Below are 15,425 nucleotides of genomic sequence, written 5' to 3' on the forward strand. Positions count from 1 at the left end.
AGCCGAGCGTTAGCGCCCCAAAAGAGAGCGGATTGAGCCTGGCTCAGCCCGCGTTGGCGAGGTTCAGCTGACGCGCCTTGGTCAGGATGGCGTTCTCGAGGTCGGTCTCGGTCTGGGCGGCGACGGGCGCGCCGGTCCAGGCGCCCGAGGCGTCCTTGACCTCCTTCGTCACCGTCACGTTCAGCGCATCCGCCCGCAGACGGGTGTCGAGGATGAAGACCGTGGCCTTGAATCGCTCGTTGGGCGTCTGGGGGTTGATGTACCAGTCATAGTTCACGACGCCGCCCCAGGGATCGGCGGTCATCAGGGGCATGAAGCTGAGGGTGTCGAGGGTGGCGCGCCACAGATAGGCGTTGACGCCGATCCCCGCCTGGGCCGCGGCCGTGCGGGCCGCCGTGTTGTCGGGCTTGCCCATGAAGGGGATTCCGCCACAGGCGGACAGCAACAGGCCGGAGGCGATGGCGGCGATCGCGACGCCCCGGGTCAGGGTCGTTGACCGGGTCCTGGCCGTCGCTGTGTGGGGGGCCATCAAGAAAATCTCCGTCAAGTCTGTGGACGCCGAACCGCTTGGGCCAGATAGGCCGCGCAGGCGCGACAGCGCCGCCTGTGCAAGGTCGACGCCGTAGCGAGGCTCTATAACACGCTGAAAAGGGGCAATGACAAGGCGAAGCTGCCCCCGTGGCGTTGCAAGCGGTCGACCCGGCCCCCACCTGTCGCGTGACGCATGGGCCACAGCCCGGTCCAGAGTCACTGGAACCGGGGTGATTTGGGCTCGTTGCGTTGACCGAACGGTCGCGGGGTGTCTAATCGCGGCTGTTCACGGTGAAGACACCGGTTCGTCTGTAGCGCGGCACCCTTGCCGCGATGAAGGGTTGGAAATGCGGTTCGGCGCGATCATCGCAGGACTTATCGGGGCCGCCGCCCTTGTGACCGTCGCCGGAGAAGCCTCCGCGCAGACGCGTTCGCGCGCGCCCGCCGTTTCCCTGTCCGAAGCCTCCGCCGCCCAGCGTTCCCAGGCCGCCCCGCAACGTCGTGGCCTGCGCTGGAACGAGAACGGCCGCTGGGGCCTGAATTTCAACATGAACCAGCCCGTGGGCCGCGAAGCCCGCTGGGGTGACGCCGAAGCCGGTGCCTACTATTCCGTGACCCCGCGCATCAGCGTCGGTGCCGCTGCCACCCTGGGTCGCCCGGCCCAGGATCCGGCGCGCGCCGCCGAGACCGATCGCCGCTCCCAGCCGCGCATCCGTCTGGAATCGATCTTCCGGTTCTAGGTTTTCGGCCCGAACGCCCGCTGGATGGCGTCGACCCCAGCCAAGCCGCACGCGCCGCTCCCGGCCAACCGGCCCACCGTCTCCAGACCTATGCCACCCAGGGCATAGACCGGCAGGCCGGTTGACCGAACGACGGCCCCGATCGCCTCGACCCCCAGGGCCGGCTTCACGGACGATGTCCCGCCGGCGGGAAAAATCGGTGACAGCACCAGGGCGTCCAGACCCTGTGGCGCAGCCCCCTCAGGCCGATGGCAGGCCGCCGTCAGCAGCCAGTCGGGACGCCGCGCCCGCAGCGCCGTCGCCTGACCTGCCGCCCGTTCGGGCAGGTGGACCCCGTCCGCTTCGATCCGTTCGGCCAGATCGGCGTCCAGGCCGATAAGCAATCTGACGCCTCGATCGGTGGTGATCCGGCGCAGGCGTCGGCCCACGACATCGGCGTCCGGCGCTCCGAAGCCCCGATACACCACGCCGGCCCCCTCCGGCAGGCGCTCGGCCGTTCGCCACGGCTCCGGCGTGCGCACCGGGTCGGTGAAGAACAGCAGGGGCGGCAATCCGCGCGGGCTGACAGGCGCGGCCGCGCGGGCTAGAGCCACGGCGGCGTCCCACAGTGTCCTTGCGTCACCCGAGAGGTCCATCATGCCCTCATCTCCCGTCGAGAGCCCCGCGTCCATCGCCGATCGGCTGGCCGTCGTGCAGGCGCGCATCCGGGTCGCCGCAGAAGCCTGCGGTCGCGATCCTGCCTCCGTCACCCTGACCGTCGTGTCCAAGACGCAAAACCGCGAGGCGATCGACGCCGCCCTGGCCGCCGGAGCGAGCGTCTTCGGCGAAAACCGGGTGCAGGAGGCGCAGACCCGCTGGACCGAAGAACGCGCTCGGCCCGTCGATGTCGAACTGCGCCTGATCGGGGCCCTGCAGTCGAACAAGGCGGCCGATGCGGTGGCCCTGTTCGACGTCATCGAGACCCTGGACCGCGACAGCCTGGCCCGGACCCTGGCGGCGGCGATCCAGAAGGCGGGGCGAGCACCGCGCCTGCTGGTCCAGGTCAATACGGGCGAGGAGCCTCAGAAGGCGGGGATCATCCCCCGCGACCTCGACGCCTTCCTGAACAGCGTCCGCGACGACTACGGCCTGATCGTCGAGGGGTTGATGGCCATTCCGCCGGTGGACGAGGCGGCGGGACTTCATTTTGCGTTGCTGGCAAAGCTGGCCGAACGCCACGGCCTGAAGGTCCTGTCCATGGGGATGAGCGGCGATTTCGAGACGGCGATTCGGTTCGGCGCAACCCATGTCCGGGTCGGATCGGCGATCTTCGGGGAACGAAAGTCGCCCGAGGCACCCTCTAGGGTCTGATTCCGCTTCATTTTCCGGCCTGCCCTTGGCGGATCGGTCAAGCCTCGCCATTGTTGAAGACATGCCCACAGCCAAAACCCTGCTCATCATCGACGACGACGACGACCTGCGCGAGGCTCTGGCCGAACAGCTGGCCCTCCACGAGGAGTTCCGCACGGTCCAGGCCGCGACGGCGACCGAGGGCGTGAGGCTGGGGCGAGAGATCCGCGCCGATCTGATCCTGCTGGACGTCGACCTGCCCGACATGGACGGGCGCGAGGCTTGCCGGCTGTTGCGCAAGGACGGGGTATCGACCCCCGTCATTATGCTGACGGCCCAGGATTCGGACGCCGACACCGTGCTGGGGCTGGATTCGGGGGCAAACGACTATGTGACCAAGCCCTTCCGGTTCGCGGTCCTGCTGGCCCGTATCCGTGCCCACCTGAGAAGTCACGAACAGTCCGAGGACGCCGTCTTCGCCATCGGTCCCTACGAGTTCCGCCCGGCGGGCAAGCTTCTGCTCGACGACAAGGGCAAGAAGATCCGGCTGACGGAAAAAGAGACCAATATCCTCAAGTATCTGTACCGCGCCGGGGCCAAGCCGATCTCGCGCGAGGAACTGCTGACCGAGGTCTGGGGCTACAACGCCGGGGTCACGACCCACACGCTCGAGACCCACATCTATCGCCTGCGCCAGAAGATCGAGCCCGAGCCGGGCGCGGCGCGGCTGCTGCTGACCGATGCAGGCGGCTATCGGCTACAGCCGTGAGCCCAGAGCCATTTTCCTGCCGCGCAACTTATCGTGGCGACGCGACTGGTCCTCTGTGGCGACCCCGCTAGAATGACGTCGCCGGCCGTGTCGGTCGGAGCGTCTTTCGGGGAATCCATGTCCATTCGTCTCGCCAGCGTTACGGCCCTCGCCGCCGTCCTGACCCTCTCAGCTTGCGCAACGTCCGAAGACGTCGTGCCCGTTCCCTACACCGTCAGTCAGGCCGCGCCAGTGCCGGGTGCCGGATCGATCCAGGTCACGGTCGCCTCCACCGACGCGCGTACCGAAAACCGCGCCCGTATCGGTGCCCAGATCAACGGCTACGGCATGGAGATGGCCGCGATTCGCTCTGACACAGAGGTGACCGAGATCGTTCGCGCCGCCATCGCCGACGAACTGCGCCAGCGCGGCTATGCGGTCGGGGAGGCCGGATCGCGCATCAACGCCTCGGTCGAGACCTTCTACAACGACTTCTCGGTTGGGATGTTCGCGGGCAAATCGACGGGCACGGTCGCCATGACCGTCACCGTCGCCGGCCGTTCGGGGGCCGAGGTCTATAGCCGCCGCATCGAGGGCTCGGCCGAACGGAGCGTGCAACTGGCCAATGGAGGCAATGCCGCGACCAGCCTTTCCCAGGCCCTGTCGGCGGCCTTGGCCACCCTGATGGACGACCCGGCCTTTACCACCGCCCTGTCGAAATAATCGAACGACGGCCTCCCGATCCCGGGATGGGGAGGCCGATCCGTCAGTCTGCGAAGGCCCGATCGCACAGGGCCTTGCCGAACGCCCGGCTCATCTGTTCCTCGGCCTGACCCATGCTGACGGCCGCGATCAGGCCGCCGCCACCCGTGGACTGGTTGATCTCATAGTCGCCGACGATCTCTCCCGTGGCCGGATCGACCAGGGCGGCGGAGCCACGAATGACGTTGGAATCGCCGACCAGGACGGTCATCGCGGCGTTGGCACCCTTCATCTCGATGATGCGGACGTTGAGACGCAAGGGACTCGATCCCGTCGCGCATTTGGCCAGTTCCTCGCGCACCCGCGTCTCGAAGATGCCGGCGAACTCGGCCGACACCGTGTCCGGCTTGGCCACCAGAACGATGTCTCCGATCGAGGCATCGCGCGCCCGATCGGCCGACAGCGGCTTGATGGTATCACCCGTACTCGACGTCACACAGCCGGACAGACCGGTTGCGAAGAAAAGGCCTGTCGCCAGAACCACGATCGCCCTGGATATTTCGAGACGCATGTTTCACTCCCTCGCATCTTTCCGACGCCGGCCGAGACTTAGCCGAAAGCGGCTGTGCTGCAACCGGGGAGAGTGGCTTCAGAGCACTCCGAACAGCCGCAGCGCCTGATAGCCGGCGCTGAGCAGGACCACCGCGCCGACCCCATAGGTCAGGACGCGCTTGGGGGCGATCCGGGCGATGATGCCGGCGAAGGGCGCGGCCAGCAGACCGCCGACGATCAGGCCGACCACCGACATGGCGTGGTTCACGACCCCGTCCGCCTGTTGCCAGTGACCGGTCAGGAGCGCGGCCAGGAAGGTCGCCGAGATGGTGGCGGTGACGAAGAACTCGGCGGTGTTGGCGGTGCCGATCGAGACGCGCGGATCCTGGCCCGAGCCGACCATGGTGGTGGTGACCGTGGGGCCCCATCCCCCGCCGCCGATGGCGTCGAAGAAGCCTCCGACCAGACCCAGCGGCCCCGCCAGTTTCGTCGGAAAGATCCGTTCGCGCGTCTGTTTGGTCGCGCGCCAGATGATGACGAAGCCCATGATCGACAGATAGGCCGTGATCCAGGGCTTCAGCAGATCGCCGTCGATACTGGTCAGGACGAAGGCCCCGATCCCACCGCCCAGGGCACCACCCAGGGCCAGGGGCACGAACAGGCCCCAGTTGACGTTCTTGTTGACGGCATGGGAGCCCGCCGAGGCGGCCGTGGTGAAGACCTCGGCGGCGTGGACGCTGGCCGAGGCCGTCGCCGGCGGCACCCCGAAAGCCAGCAGCACCGTCGACGAGATCACGCCGTAGGCCATGCCCAGGGCACCGTCGACGATCTGGGCGCCGAAACCGACGAGCAGGAAGATCCAGAAATCTTGCATGGAGGCCTGTGTTGAAACCGTGGTCGGGTTTTCAGACGCGACCGGCCCACGGTAAAGCGACAAATCCTAGCGGTGGAGGGGAGTATTCCTCGCATCGCCAGGGCGATGGGGCTCAGCTGGCTCCGGTCCGGGCCACGGCGTCCAGCACCTCACGGCCCGTATAGGGTTTGAGCACCAGGGCCTCGGCCAGCTCGGCATGGCGCGCGGCGGCCGGCAGGTCGCCCGACAGGAACAGGCTGCGCACGCCCCAGCGGGTCTTGAGCGTCCGGGCAAGCGCGATGCCGTCCCCCTCGCCCGACAGGTTGATGTCCAGGAGGGCCAGGTCGATCGGCTGAAGCGCGGCCATCGCCTCGGCCGCTTCGGCGCTGTGGAAGGGACCGATGATGCGGTGGCCGGCCTCGGATAGCAGGGCGGTCAGGTCGGCGGCCGTCTCCGGGTCATCCTCGACCAGCATCAGGGTGAAGGTCTCGGTGGAGAGGGGCGCGGTGGTGTCGCCTGGTGCGGTCTGGCGGATCAGGACGGCGCGCAGGTCGGCCCAGACTTCGGCGTCGGATCGGTCGATGTCGAGGTCATAGACCCCGGCCAGGGCCTTGAGCTCGGCCGAGGCGGTTTCGGTCATCCCGTCCCCGTGAACCTGACCCAGCAGCCGATCGTAGAGGGCGCACAGGCGTTCGATACTGTCCTGAAGCGGGGCCTTGGTGGTGGGTGTTTCGGGGGGACGGTCGAACATCGGGGCAGCCTCCGGGTTGAACAGCAGCACCGCACCTAAGCCTCGGCCGCCCTGTCCGTAACCGCCTCTGACGCCAACGTGAGAGCGGCTCACGCGGCGGTCACAATCTCGCCATCGCGCGCATCGGCCGCAAGGCGAGCCCGGCTGCATCGACATCACGGCGTCTGTCGGCGTAAAGACCGCCCTCTTTCCAGAACAGGCGACTTCTCCCTTGCGACTGCCCCAGGCCCGGCTCGATCAGGTGCTCGACCGCTTCCACCAGGTGGAGGCGCGGATGGGCGCGGCCAGCGATGGCCAGGAGATCGTGCGCCTGTCCAAGGAACACGCCGAGATGAAGCCGGTCGCGGACGCGGTTCAGGCCCTGGCCCGGGCCCGCGCGGAGATCGAGGATCTGGCCGGGATGGCCGAGGATCCGGAGATGGCGGCCATGGTCGCCGACGAGCTCGATACCCTGAACGCCCGGCTGCCCGACATGGAGCGGGACGTCGCCCTGCTGCTGGCTCCGCGTGACGCCGACGAGAACGCCTCGGCCGTGCTGGAAGTTCGCGCCGGCACCGGCGGGGACGAGGCCGCGATCTTCGCCGGCGACCTGTTCCGGATGTATTCGCGTTATGCCTCGACGCGCGGCTGGCGGGTCGAGCTGGACTCGGCGACTGAGGGCGACGCCGGGGGCTACAAGGAAATCATCGCCACCGTCACCGGCGACGGCGTCTTCGGCCGGCTGAAGTTCGAGAGCGGCGTCCACCGCGTCCAGCGCGTCCCGGCGACGGAGACGCAAGGGCGTATCCACACCTCGGCCGCCACGGTCGCCGTCCTGCCCGAGGTCGAGGACGTCGAGATCGACATCCAGGACAAGGACATCCGCATCGACACCTTCCGCGCCTCTGGCTCGGGCGGCCAGCACGTCAACAAGACCGATTCCGCCGTGCGCATCACTCACTTCCCGTCCGGGATCGTGGTGACGTCGTCGGAGAAGTCCCAGCACGTCAACCGCGACAAGGCGATGAAGAACCTGCGGGTCCGCCTCTACGACATGCAGCGCCAGATGAAGGACAATGCCCGATCCGATGCGCGAAAGTCCCAGGTCGGCTCGGGCGACCGCTCCGAACGCATCCGCACCTACAACTATCCGCAAGGGCGCGTGACCGACCACCGCATCGGCCTGACCCTGCACAGCCTGCCCCAGATCATCGAGGGCGACATCGATCCCCTGCTGAACGCCCTGATCGCCGAGGACCAGGCCGCCCGGCTGGCGGACCTGGAGGCGGAGTTCTCCTAATAGGCCACCGACCGCGCCTCTTCGCGGGTCTGGGGTCCGACCTTCTGGTGCGACCGGACCCAGCCGACGATCGACAGCCGGTCCCGCGCCGCAAAGGATGATACCTGGGTCACGGCGTGGCGGGTCGGCACCACGAACAGGTTCAGCGCATTGAAGGCCGGAACCCAGCCGTGCTCGATATGTCCGTCGCGGCCATAGAAGACCAGGTTGCCGCCCCAGTCGGCCCGCCAGTCGCGGCTGAAGTTCAGCACATAGCCGTACAGCCGGTTCTTCCCCACCGAGGTGTCGTTGTGGGCGGTCAGGACATGGCCGGGGCGATAGCGGCTGGCCTGGGCGTCGCACAGGTCGATGCGGTCATCACCGGTGAGTTTGCGCAGGAAGTCGAGACATTCCGGGCTGTTCAACCAGTCCAGGACGGCGTCGGCCGCGTCCTGTGTGTCGCGCCCGTCATCCAGACCGACCCGCTCCAGTCCCAGCCGGCGGGTGTCGAAGATGTATTGCGGCACCGGGCTGGTCCCATCGACCGCCGCCTCGTCCAGCCAGGACTGACGCGCGGGGTCGGCGGCCCGACGACCGTCCAGCGGCACCTCGAAATGGGCCCCGCCCGCCGCGACCGTGGTCTTCCACCGCGTCTCGGCCTCCAGCACGCTGGCCACCGCCTCGGCCGAGGCGGAAGCCAGGATATTCGGGATATGCAGCCTTTGCCGCCCGGCGAAGGCCGCCGCCAGCGATGCGACGTCCAGATCGGGCGATAGCCGGATGTCGCTCACGCCCCGCGCCTTCAGGATTCGACCGTCACCACGGTCTTGCCCATGGCCGACCGGTCGCCCAGGGCCTGGATCGCATCTCCGGCCCGTTCCAGCGGGAAGGTCTTGGAGATGCGCGGCTTGATCCTGCCCTCGGCGTAGAGCTTCAGCAGATCGGCGACATTGGCGGCGTGGCCGGCCGGATCGCGCGCCACGGCCGCGCCCCAGAACACCCCGATCACCTGCACCGACTTCAGCAGGGTCAGGTTCAGCGGAAAGGACGGAATGCCCGCCGGGAAGCCGACCACAAGATAGCGCCCGTACCAGTCCATCGACCGCAGCGCCGGCTCGGCATAGTCGCCGCCGACCGCGTCATAGACCACGTCGGGCCCGTCCTTGCCGCAGGCCAACTTGAGCTCGCCCGACAGTTCCTTCTGCGCGGCCTTGTCCATGGCACCCGCCGGATAGATCAGGCCGTTGTCGGCACCCAGCTCCAGCGCGAACTGGACCTTGTCGTTGGTCGAGGCGACGGCCGTGACCTCGGCACCCATGGCCTTGCCCAGCTCGACCGCAGCCGAACCGACCCCACCGGCTGCCCCCAGCACCAGCAGCCGCTCGCCGGGCTTCAGGTTCGCCCGGTCCTTGAGCGCGTAATAGCTGGTTCCATAGGTCATGATGAGGGCGGCGCCCTCCTCGAACGACATGGTGTCGGGCATCTTGATGACGGATTTTGCGGGCACGGCGATCCGCTCGACCAGGCCGCCCCAGCCGGGCACGGCGATCACCCGGTCGCCCTTGAACACGCCCTTGACCCCTTCGCCGACGCCCTCGACCACCCCTGCGACCTCGGCACCCGGCGAGAAGGGGCGCTGCGGCTTGAACTGATATCTGTCCTCGATGATCAGGGTGTCGGGGAAGTTGATGCCCACCGCCTTGACCTCGATGATGACCTCGCCGGGCTTGGGCGTGGGGTCCAGCACCTCTTCGAACACCAGGGTCTCGGGGCCGCCGACGGCCTTGGACAGGACAGCGCGCATCTTTTCAGGGTCTCGCTTCGCTCGGACCGCCTAACGCGCGTTGCGCTGCTTGAGGCGGTCTTGTCAGGTGAGGGTCGGCCAACGCCCCCGTGGCGTTCGCGTCGCGGGAACGCTAATCAGCCCCTCTCGATAAGAAAAGGCCCGATCGAACGCGGCCGCACTTTGGAGCCCTTCATGCCCGCTGGAACGACCCGCCCGGCCCTGATCCTGCACGGCGGCGCCGGGGCCCGGCGCGAGCGCAACTACGACCGCGAGATCGTCCACATGCGCGAGGTGGTCGAGGCCATGAAGGCGCGGCTGGAGGATGGCGCGTCGGCGCTGGACGTGGTGGTGGAGGCGGTCGGCCTGCTGGAGGAATCCGGTCTCTACGTCGCCGGTCGCGGCGCCTCGCCCAACCTGGCCGGGGCCTATGAGCTGGACGCCAGCCTGATGGAGGGGTCGACCCGCCGGGCCGGGGCCGTCGCGGCCCTGCAAGGGTTCAAGAGCCCGATCACGGCGGCCCGGGCGGTGATGGATCTCACGCCCCACGTCATGCTGGCCGGGGAGGGCGCGGCCCTGTTCGCCATGGACCAGGGGCTGGAGCCGATCGGCGACGAGGCCGCGTGGTTCACCCATGCCGGTCAGGGCGAGGACAATCATCCGCCAGGCACCCTGTCCCACGGCACCGTCGGTTGCTGCGTGCTGGACACCCACGGAGTCCTGGCGGCGGGCACCTCCACGGCGGGCGTGTTCGGAAAGATGCCCGGCCGGGTCGGCGATACCCCGATTCCGGGGGCAGGCAGTTGGGCGGACGACCATGTGGCGGTGTCCTGCACCGGCCAGGGCGAGTATTTCGTCCGCACCGCCGCCGCCGCCCAGGTCAGCTGGCGGACACGCAGCGGCCACGACCTGGCCGGAGCGACCCGCGTGGTCATCGACGAGATCGGCGCCCTGGGCGGCGACGGCGGCATGATCGCGCTGGACGCCTCCGGCAACATCGCCGACCCCTTCAACAGTCAGGGCATGAAGCGCGCCTGGCTGCGGCCGGATGGTGAAATCGGGGTCGAGGTGTTCGGACGCTAGTTCTCCTCCCCGTGCGAAGCATGGGGAGGTGGCAGCGAGCCCCTTGCGAGCTGACGGAGGTGGCGCACGCTATCGACGGCGAAGCCTTGGGCAGCCCTCACGCCAGACACCGTGTCGCCCCCTCCGTAACGGCGCAGACGAAGCGCCGCGCCACCTCCCCATTCGCCAAGCGGCGAACATGGAGGAGAATCAAACCGACAGACACACCACCTGCGCCACCCGCAACTCCCGCCGCAGGGTGTCCGCCACCCGGCCGTAGTTCTCGACCGTGACCGGCTCGTCCAGAGGCCGGGCCCCCGGGGCGGCGACGCCGAGGACGGCGGGGCCGAAGGTCTCGGGCGAGGTGGTGTAGATCCGGCCCCGGCGCGGGCTCTCGGCGATGGTGACGCCCAGGACGCGGCCCTCGCGGTCCAGGGCCGGGGCCCCCGACAGCCCGGCCAGCGTCCCCGCAAGACCCTCGGTGCGCCCGGTCTCGGCCCAGACCAGCACCGGCTCGTCGCGCTGGCCCCGCCCCCGGACGCGCAGAGTTTCGCGGCCCAGCAACAGGCTGGAGGCCTCTCCGGCGCGGCCTTGCGGGAATCCGGGATGAAAGGCGCGTTCGCCGATCCGCAGGGTCTCCGTCAGCACCGGCAGGGCAGGCGGCCCCCCGTCGGTGATCAGGATGGCGATGTCGGCCTGTCGCGCCAGCCGCACCGAGGCCGCCACGGCCCGGTCGCCGCCGATCACGATGGCGGGGCGGCGGCAGCCCTCGACCACATGGCGGGCGGTCGCCCAGCGGCCGGTCTCGGCGATGGAAAAGGCGGTCCCGGCGGCGGGCTGGAACGGTATGTCGGGGGCATCAACAGTGATGGCCGGATCGAACGGGGTGATGGGACCCAGCAGCGCGCCCTCGGCCGCGTCGGGCGGCGGTGGGGCGGGCGGAGCGTCAGCGTTCTCGCGGCCGGTCAGTGAGGCGATCAAAAGCCCGGCGATCACCGCGCCATAGATGACCCAGTCGGGGATCCTCACCCGCTCATCCCGCCAGGGCGGCGGCCAGGATCAGGGCGGTGGCCAGCTTGGCCGCGACCAGCAGCACGGCGGCCGAGATCTCGCCCTCCTGGATCCGCTGCGGCAGGCCGGTCAGGATCAGGTCCACGACCCGGAAGGCGAACAGCTGCAGCACCAGGGTCGCGATCCCCCACACCCCGATATCCCTCAGCGAGGTCGAGACCGACAGCGACACCGCCAGCGGAATGGCCAGGCCGATCAGCACCCCGCCAAAGGCCACCGAGGCCGCCGCATTGCCCTCGCGGATCAGGGCGATCTCCTTCCACGGCGTCAGCCAGGCATAGAGGGTCGCGCCGAGCGCCAGCAGGGCGAAGGTCAGCAGCACATGGCCGATCATCACCGGGAACCCGCTGGCGAAGGCCTGGATTTCGGGGCTGGCGAGGATGTCGGGCAAGGACGACGGTCCGTGAACTCAAGCGGTTAGGCCATGCGGCCGGTCGATCGTCCTTGCCCGAATCCCGCCCCAATCCGCAAGCGCGCCGACGCCACACTCTGTGACGAAAGATTTCCGCGCCGCCGCCGATGCGCTATGGCCAAGCCATGTCCGACACCCTGCCCACCGTCCTCGTCGTCGCTGTCGCCCTGATCGACGTCGATGGGCGGGTGCTGATCGCCAAACGGCCCGAGGGCAAGCAACTCGCGGGCCTGTGGGAGTTTCCGGGCGGCAAGGTCGAGGCCGGCGAGCGGCCCGAGGCCGCCCTGATCCGCGAACTGCGCGAGGAACTGGGCATCGAGGTCACCGAATCCTGCCTGGCACCCTTCGTTTTTGCCAGCCACGCTTACGAAAGCTTTCACCTTCTGATGCCACTGTATCTGTGCCGACGCTGGTCCGGCGTGGTCGTGGCCCACGAGCACGCCGCCCTCGCCTGGGTGAAGCCGAGCAAGCTTTCGGACTATCCCATGCCGCCGGCCGACGCCCCCCTGGTCGCCTGGCTGCGCGACCTGCTCTAGATCAACGGTTGCGCCAGGACAGCGCACAGACCCGGAAAGGACGACCGATGCGCACCCTGCTCGACCGCTTCCTGACCGACGAGTCCGGGGCCACCGCCATCGAATACGGCCTGATCATCTCCCTGATCTTCCTGGTCATCGTCTCGGCCGTCACCGCCTTCGGCAACCAGGCCTCCGCCATCTTCAACACAGCCATGTATGCGGTGCGGGACGCGATGTAGGCAGGACGAGCGGAACGCGGGATCAGTTCCGCCGCTCGCTCACCTTCAACGCATCCGCGAGCCGCGTCGTCGCCGAGCCCCGCTTCAGCGGCTTCTGCTGGCTCTCGTGCGGGGCCCAGCCGGCGAGATTGACGATCTCGAAGGTGGCCGGGATCTTGCCGTCCGCCTCGCCGTACCGTTCCGCATAGAGGACGGCGGCTCGGCCGATGATCGAACGGGTCAGGGGGCGGACCGTCCCGGCCAGCTGGTTGGTCTCGCCCATGGCGCGCAGGTCGCGGACCAGGGCGAACAGGTCGGGATAGCGCACCGTCACCCGGTCCACGTCCGACACCGGCAGGGCGAACCCGGCCCGCTGCAACAGGGCCGCGCCGTCGTATCCGTCGGCGAACGGCGACACCCGCGCCTGGGTCCCGCCGCGCTCCTCAAGCTCCGCCTCGGTCAGGACCGCGCGCAGCTCCTTGAGCGTCCCGGCCCCCAGCAGAGTCCCCAGGAACAACCCGTCCGGCTTCAAGGCCCGACGGATCTGGCTCAGGGCCCCCGGCAGGTCGTTGGCCCAGTGCAGGGTCATCAGGGACACGATCAGATCGGTCGAACCGTCAGTGAGCCCCAGATCCTGCGCGCCCGCCGCGGCGGCCTGCGACCCCGTCCAGCGCGGCTCCCCGACCCGCGCGGCGGCGATACTGTCCCTCAACCGCTCCCGGAACGGCCCCGGATGCGCCGACAGGTCGACCGCGACGGGAAAATCACGCAGGGTGGCTTCCAGACTGTTCACCGCGTCATCGGCGGCCCGCGCGTGCAGGAAGTCGGCCGATCCGAAGCGGGCGGCGGACCGGGCCAGCCGGACGGCGCGGCGGCGGCTGTCGAAGATGACCGGGGGCCGGAGGGGGTGCTCATGGAGGTTCAGGATGGGGGTTCGACGCCGCAAAGCCAAGCGGGCCGCGCCGCGTTTCGCCTGCCTCGCCTTCCGACCCTGACCGAGATGGGGCGCGGCCTGGCCGACCTGATCCTGCCGCCCGTCGCCCATGACAGCCGCGAGGCTACGGCCGCTGCGGGCCTGTCGGCCGACGCCTGGAGCCGGGTCCAGTTCCTGGAGGCTCCCGTCTGCGACGGCTGCGGCGCGGCCTTCGAGTTCGACGGCGGGGCCTTCGCCGACACCCGCTGCGCTGCCTGTCTGGCCAGCCCTTATGCCTTCGCCCGCGCCCGGGCCGCCTGCGTCTATGACGAGGCCTCGCGCGGCCTGATCCTCAAGTTCAAGCACGCCGACCAGCAGCAGTTCGCAGGCCTCTTCGCCCGCTGGCTGGGCCGCGCGGCATCCGATCTGATCGCCGAGGCCGACGCCGTCGTCCCCGTGCCCCTGCATCCGATGCGGCTGTTGTCGCGGCGCTTCAACCAGGCCGCCGAGATCGCCCGGCCCCTGGCCCGCCATGCCGGCCTCGACTATCTGCCCGACGCCCTGACGCGGGAACGGCCCACGACGACGCAAGGCGGCAAGTCGATGCGGGGTCGGCGCCTGAACGTCGCCAGGGCCTTTGCCGTCACCGAGGCCGGTCGTCGCCGGATCAAGGGTCGGCGCATCCTTCTGATCGACGACGTCCTGACCACCGGGGCCACGGGCGAGGCCTGCGCCAGGGCTCTGATCGACGCCGGGGCCCGCGCCGTGGACCTGGCCGTCATTGCGAGGGTGCGAACCGCGCGCGAACTGCCTATGTAATCGTCAGAAGGCGTCCGACCGGAACGCCACACCCAAACCCCTGTGGAGTCCATGCCTTGGCCGAGATCGTCGTCTACACCAAACCCGGTTGCCCCTACTGCGCCTCGGCCCTGGCCCTGCTGAACAAGAAGGGTGCCGCGTATCAGGAGATCGTCGCCTCCAGCGACCCGGAGAAGAAGCAGGAAATGATCCAGAAGTCGGGCGGCCGCGCCACCTTCCCCCAGATCTTCATCGACGGAAAACACATCGGCGGCTGCGACGACATCCAGGCGCTGGAGCGGCGCGGCGGGCTCGATCCGCTTCTGGCAGCCTGATCGCCGTGTCTCACGGGCTCGACATCGCCCTGATCCAGACCCGCACCCCGGCGACGGCGGAGGCGGCCTTGGCCCATGTCGAGCCCCTGATCCGCCAGGCGGCGGCCGACGGAGCGAAATTCATCCTGACGCCCGAGGCCAGCAACCGGCTGGACCAGCGTCCCGATACCCGCCGTGTCGGCATCGTGGACGAGGATCAGGACGCCGTCGTCATCGGCCTGCGCCATCTGGCGGCGGAACTGGGTGTCTGGATCCTGATTGGTTCGGCCATCGTCAACTCGGGCCATGCCGGCGATGCGCGCGCCGCCAACCGGTCGCTGCTGATCGACGCCCACGGCGTCATTGTCGCCCGCTATGACAAGCTGCACGTCTTCGACGTCGACCTGGCCAATGGCGAGCGGTATCGCGAGAGCGCGGGCATCCGGCCGGGCGACGGGGCCTGCGTCGCCGATACCCACTGGGGCCGGCTGGGCCTCAGTGTCTGCTACGACATGCGCTTCCCGCACCTGTATCGCCAGCTGGCCAAGGCGGGGGCGGTGATGATCGCGGTCCCGGCCGCCTTCACCGTGCCGACCGGCCGCGCCCACTGGGAGACCCTGCTGCGGGCTCGCGCCATCGAAACCGGCGCCTATGTCCTGGCCCCGGCGCAAGGCGGGGTGCACGAGGACGGCCGCGCCACCTGGGGCCATTCGATCGTCATCGCGCCCTGGGGCGAGGTCATCGCCCGCCTTGACCACGACGAACCGGCCGTGCTTCACGCCACGCTCGATTTCGCCCAGGTGGAACAGGCCCGCGCCTCGGTGCCCGCCCTGCGCCACGACCGCGATTTCGCGCCACCTCTTTAACCCTCC

At 69.1% G+C, this 15,425-nt stretch carries 21 protein-coding genes; 11 read left to right on the forward strand and 10 right to left on the reverse strand.

Features of this window, described 5'->3' with window-relative positions:
- Positions 1 to 43 precede the first annotated feature (43 nt).
- The gene (locus O5K39_RS03080) at positions 44 to 529 is read right to left on the reverse strand and encodes a DUF3576 domain-containing protein (protein WP_271145814.1); all 486 of its coding nucleotides are present in this window, start codon (positions 527 to 529) and stop codon (positions 44 to 46) included.
- 349 nt (positions 530 to 878) lie between these two features.
- Here O5K39_RS03080 and O5K39_RS03085 point away from each other — a divergent pair, with 349 nt between their 5' ends.
- The gene (locus O5K39_RS03085) at positions 879 to 1,271 is read left to right on the forward strand and encodes an NtrZ family periplasmic regulatory protein (RefSeq protein ID WP_271145815.1); all 393 of its coding nucleotides are present in this window, start codon (positions 879 to 881) and stop codon (positions 1,269 to 1,271) included.
- Here the strand turns inward: O5K39_RS03085 and O5K39_RS03090 are convergent.
- Positions 1,268 to 1,909, reverse strand: a complete 642-nt coding sequence (locus tag O5K39_RS03090; RefSeq protein ID WP_271145816.1) for a thiamine phosphate synthase — start codon at positions 1,907 to 1,909, stop codon at positions 1,268 to 1,270. The genes O5K39_RS03085 and O5K39_RS03090 overlap by 4 nt on opposite strands.
- Between O5K39_RS03090 and O5K39_RS03095 the strand changes: the two genes are divergently transcribed.
- The 3 genes from O5K39_RS03095 to O5K39_RS03105 all read left to right on the forward strand — a co-directional run bounded on the left by O5K39_RS03095 (position 1,908) and on the right by O5K39_RS03105 (position 4,071).
- Positions 1,908 to 2,621 carry a YggS family pyridoxal phosphate-dependent enzyme gene (locus tag O5K39_RS03095; protein ID WP_271145817.1) on the forward strand — a complete coding sequence of 238 codons (714 nt, stop codon included), beginning with the start codon at positions 1,908 to 1,910 and terminating at the stop codon, positions 2,619 to 2,621. The two genes, O5K39_RS03090 and O5K39_RS03095, sit on opposite strands and share 2 nt — an antisense overlap.
- Before the next feature lie 61 nt (positions 2,622 to 2,682).
- The gene (locus O5K39_RS03100; RefSeq protein WP_271145818.1) at positions 2,683 to 3,369 is read left to right on the forward strand and encodes a response regulator transcription factor; all 687 of its coding nucleotides are present in this window, start codon (positions 2,683 to 2,685) and stop codon (positions 3,367 to 3,369) included.
- Between the two features lie 117 nt (positions 3,370 to 3,486).
- Positions 3,487 to 4,071, forward strand: a complete 585-nt coding sequence (locus O5K39_RS03105; protein WP_271145819.1) for a YajG family lipoprotein — start codon at positions 3,487 to 3,489, stop codon at positions 4,069 to 4,071.
- A gap of 43 nt (positions 4,072 to 4,114) precedes the next feature.
- Here the strand turns inward: O5K39_RS03105 and O5K39_RS03110 are convergent, their stop codons facing one another.
- From O5K39_RS03110 to O5K39_RS03120, 3 genes are all read right to left on the reverse strand, one after another.
- Positions 4,115 to 4,621, reverse strand: coding sequence for a hypothetical protein (locus O5K39_RS03110; protein ID WP_271145820.1), 507 nt, complete (start codon positions 4,619 to 4,621; stop codon positions 4,115 to 4,117).
- Positions 4,622 to 4,699: 78 nt separating this feature from the next.
- Positions 4,700 to 5,476: a sulfite exporter TauE/SafE family protein gene (locus tag O5K39_RS03115; RefSeq protein ID WP_271145821.1), complete on the reverse strand. Its 777-nt coding sequence runs from the start codon at positions 5,474 to 5,476 to the stop codon at positions 4,700 to 4,702.
- 112 nt (positions 5,477 to 5,588) lie between these two features.
- Complete coding sequence (locus O5K39_RS03120) at positions 5,589 to 6,206, reverse strand: response regulator (RefSeq protein WP_271145822.1); 618 nt, start codon at positions 6,204 to 6,206, stop codon at positions 5,589 to 5,591.
- A 211-nt stretch (positions 6,207 to 6,417) separates the two neighbouring features.
- Here O5K39_RS03120 and prfA point away from each other — a divergent pair, with 211 nt between their 5' ends.
- On the forward strand, positions 6,418 to 7,485 hold the full coding sequence (gene prfA / locus O5K39_RS03125; protein ID WP_271145823.1) for a peptide chain release factor 1: 1,068 nt from the start codon (positions 6,418 to 6,420) through the stop codon (positions 7,483 to 7,485).
- On the opposite strand, the gene O5K39_RS03130 is transcribed toward prfA, so the two are convergent.
- Positions 7,482 to 8,255 (reverse strand): 2OG-Fe(II) oxygenase family protein, encoded by a 774-nt coding sequence (locus O5K39_RS03130; RefSeq protein ID WP_271145824.1) that lies wholly within the window; start codon positions 8,253 to 8,255, stop codon positions 7,482 to 7,484. The genes prfA and O5K39_RS03130 overlap by 4 nt on opposite strands.
- Positions 8,256 to 8,266: 11 nt before the next feature.
- Positions 8,267 to 9,268 carry an NADPH:quinone oxidoreductase family protein gene (locus O5K39_RS03135; RefSeq protein ID WP_271145825.1) on the reverse strand — a complete coding sequence of 334 codons (1,002 nt, stop codon included), beginning with the start codon at positions 9,266 to 9,268 and terminating at the stop codon, positions 8,267 to 8,269.
- 174 nt (positions 9,269 to 9,442) lie between these two features.
- Between O5K39_RS03135 and O5K39_RS03140 the strand changes: the two genes are divergently transcribed.
- Complete coding sequence (locus O5K39_RS03140; RefSeq protein WP_271145826.1) at positions 9,443 to 10,330, forward strand: isoaspartyl peptidase/L-asparaginase; 888 nt, start codon at positions 9,443 to 9,445, stop codon at positions 10,328 to 10,330.
- Between the two features lie 189 nt (positions 10,331 to 10,519).
- Here the strand turns inward: O5K39_RS03140 and O5K39_RS03145 are convergent, their stop codons facing one another.
- On the reverse strand, positions 10,520 to 11,338 hold the full coding sequence (locus O5K39_RS03145) for a serine protease (RefSeq protein ID WP_271145827.1): 819 nt from the start codon (positions 11,336 to 11,338) through the stop codon (positions 10,520 to 10,522).
- A gap of 4 nt (positions 11,339 to 11,342) precedes the next feature.
- Positions 11,343 to 11,771 (reverse strand): DUF350 domain-containing protein, encoded by a 429-nt coding sequence (locus O5K39_RS03150; protein ID WP_271145828.1) that lies wholly within the window; start codon positions 11,769 to 11,771, stop codon positions 11,343 to 11,345.
- Between the two features lie 146 nt (positions 11,772 to 11,917).
- On the opposite strand from O5K39_RS03150, the gene O5K39_RS03155 reads away from it, so the two are divergent.
- Both O5K39_RS03155 and O5K39_RS03160 read left to right on the forward strand, forming a co-directional pair.
- Positions 11,918 to 12,328, forward strand: coding sequence for a (deoxy)nucleoside triphosphate pyrophosphohydrolase (locus O5K39_RS03155; protein WP_271145829.1), 411 nt, complete (start codon positions 11,918 to 11,920; stop codon positions 12,326 to 12,328).
- A 47-nt stretch (positions 12,329 to 12,375) separates the two neighbouring features.
- Positions 12,376 to 12,549 (forward strand): Flp family type IVb pilin, encoded by a 174-nt coding sequence (locus O5K39_RS03160; RefSeq protein ID WP_271145830.1) that lies wholly within the window; start codon positions 12,376 to 12,378, stop codon positions 12,547 to 12,549.
- A 22-nt stretch (positions 12,550 to 12,571) separates the two neighbouring features.
- Here the strand turns inward: O5K39_RS03160 and O5K39_RS03165 are convergent, their stop codons facing one another.
- A complete protein-coding gene (locus O5K39_RS03165) occupies positions 12,572 to 13,474 on the reverse strand; it encodes a methyltransferase domain-containing protein (RefSeq protein ID WP_271145831.1) in 903 nt (300 codons plus the stop codon).
- A 54-nt stretch (positions 13,475 to 13,528) separates the two neighbouring features.
- On the opposite strand from O5K39_RS03165, the gene O5K39_RS03170 reads away from it, so the two are divergent.
- Genes O5K39_RS03170 through O5K39_RS03180 form a run of 3 tightly spaced genes read left to right on the forward strand, consistent with a single transcriptional unit; the run spans position 13,529 to position 15,419 of the window.
- Entirely contained in the window at positions 13,529 to 14,260 is a 732-nt protein-coding gene (locus O5K39_RS03170; protein WP_271147218.1) for a ComF family protein, read from the forward strand.
- Positions 14,261 to 14,316: 56 nt separating this feature from the next.
- Positions 14,317 to 14,574 (forward strand): glutaredoxin 3, encoded by a 258-nt coding sequence (gene grxC / locus O5K39_RS03175; RefSeq protein WP_271145832.1) that lies wholly within the window; start codon positions 14,317 to 14,319, stop codon positions 14,572 to 14,574.
- A gap of 5 nt (positions 14,575 to 14,579) precedes the next feature.
- On the forward strand, positions 14,580 to 15,419 hold the full coding sequence (locus O5K39_RS03180) for a carbon-nitrogen hydrolase family protein (RefSeq protein WP_271145833.1): 840 nt from the start codon (positions 14,580 to 14,582) through the stop codon (positions 15,417 to 15,419).
- Positions 15,420 to 15,425: the final 6 nt, after the last annotated feature.

The sequence above is a fragment of the Brevundimonas sp. NIBR10 genome (genome assembly GCF_027912515.1).
Taxonomy (GTDB): domain Bacteria; phylum Pseudomonadota; class Alphaproteobacteria; order Caulobacterales; family Caulobacteraceae; genus Brevundimonas.

Bases quoted from the DNA above. Each gene is read 5' to 3' on its own strand.
- O5K39_RS03080 (WP_271145814.1), bottom strand. From the start codon at position 529: ATGGCCCCCCACACAGCGACGGCCAGGACCCGGTCAACGACCCTGACC.
- O5K39_RS03085 (WP_271145815.1), top strand. From the start codon at position 879: ATGCGGTTCGGCGCGATCATCGCAGGACTTATCGGGGCCGCCGCCCTT.
- O5K39_RS03095 (WP_271145817.1), top strand. From the start codon at position 1,908: ATGCCCTCATCTCCCGTCGAGAGCCCCGCGTCCATCGCCGATCGGCTG.
- O5K39_RS03090 (WP_271145816.1), bottom strand. From the start codon at position 1,909: ATGATGGACCTCTCGGGTGACGCAAGGACACTGTGGGACGCCGCCGTG.
- O5K39_RS03100 (WP_271145818.1), top strand. From the start codon at position 2,683: ATGCCCACAGCCAAAACCCTGCTCATCATCGACGACGACGACGACCTG.
- O5K39_RS03105 (WP_271145819.1), top strand. From the start codon at position 3,487: ATGTCCATTCGTCTCGCCAGCGTTACGGCCCTCGCCGCCGTCCTGACC.
- O5K39_RS03110 (WP_271145820.1), bottom strand. From the start codon at position 4,621: ATGCGTCTCGAAATATCCAGGGCGATCGTGGTTCTGGCGACAGGCCTT.
- O5K39_RS03115 (WP_271145821.1), bottom strand. From the start codon at position 5,476: ATGCAAGATTTCTGGATCTTCCTGCTCGTCGGTTTCGGCGCCCAGATC.
- O5K39_RS03120 (WP_271145822.1), bottom strand. From the start codon at position 6,206: ATGTTCGACCGTCCCCCCGAAACACCCACCACCAAGGCCCCGCTTCAG.
- O5K39_RS03135 (WP_271145825.1), bottom strand. From the start codon at position 9,268: ATGCGCGCTGTCCTGTCCAAGGCCGTCGGCGGCCCCGAGACCCTGGTG.
- O5K39_RS03140 (WP_271145826.1), top strand. From the start codon at position 9,443: ATGCCCGCTGGAACGACCCGCCCGGCCCTGATCCTGCACGGCGGCGCC.
- O5K39_RS03155 (WP_271145829.1), top strand. From the start codon at position 11,918: ATGTCCGACACCCTGCCCACCGTCCTCGTCGTCGCTGTCGCCCTGATC.
- O5K39_RS03160 (WP_271145830.1), top strand. From the start codon at position 12,376: ATGCGCACCCTGCTCGACCGCTTCCTGACCGACGAGTCCGGGGCCACC.
- O5K39_RS03170 (WP_271147218.1), top strand. From the start codon at position 13,529: ATGGGGCGCGGCCTGGCCGACCTGATCCTGCCGCCCGTCGCCCATGAC.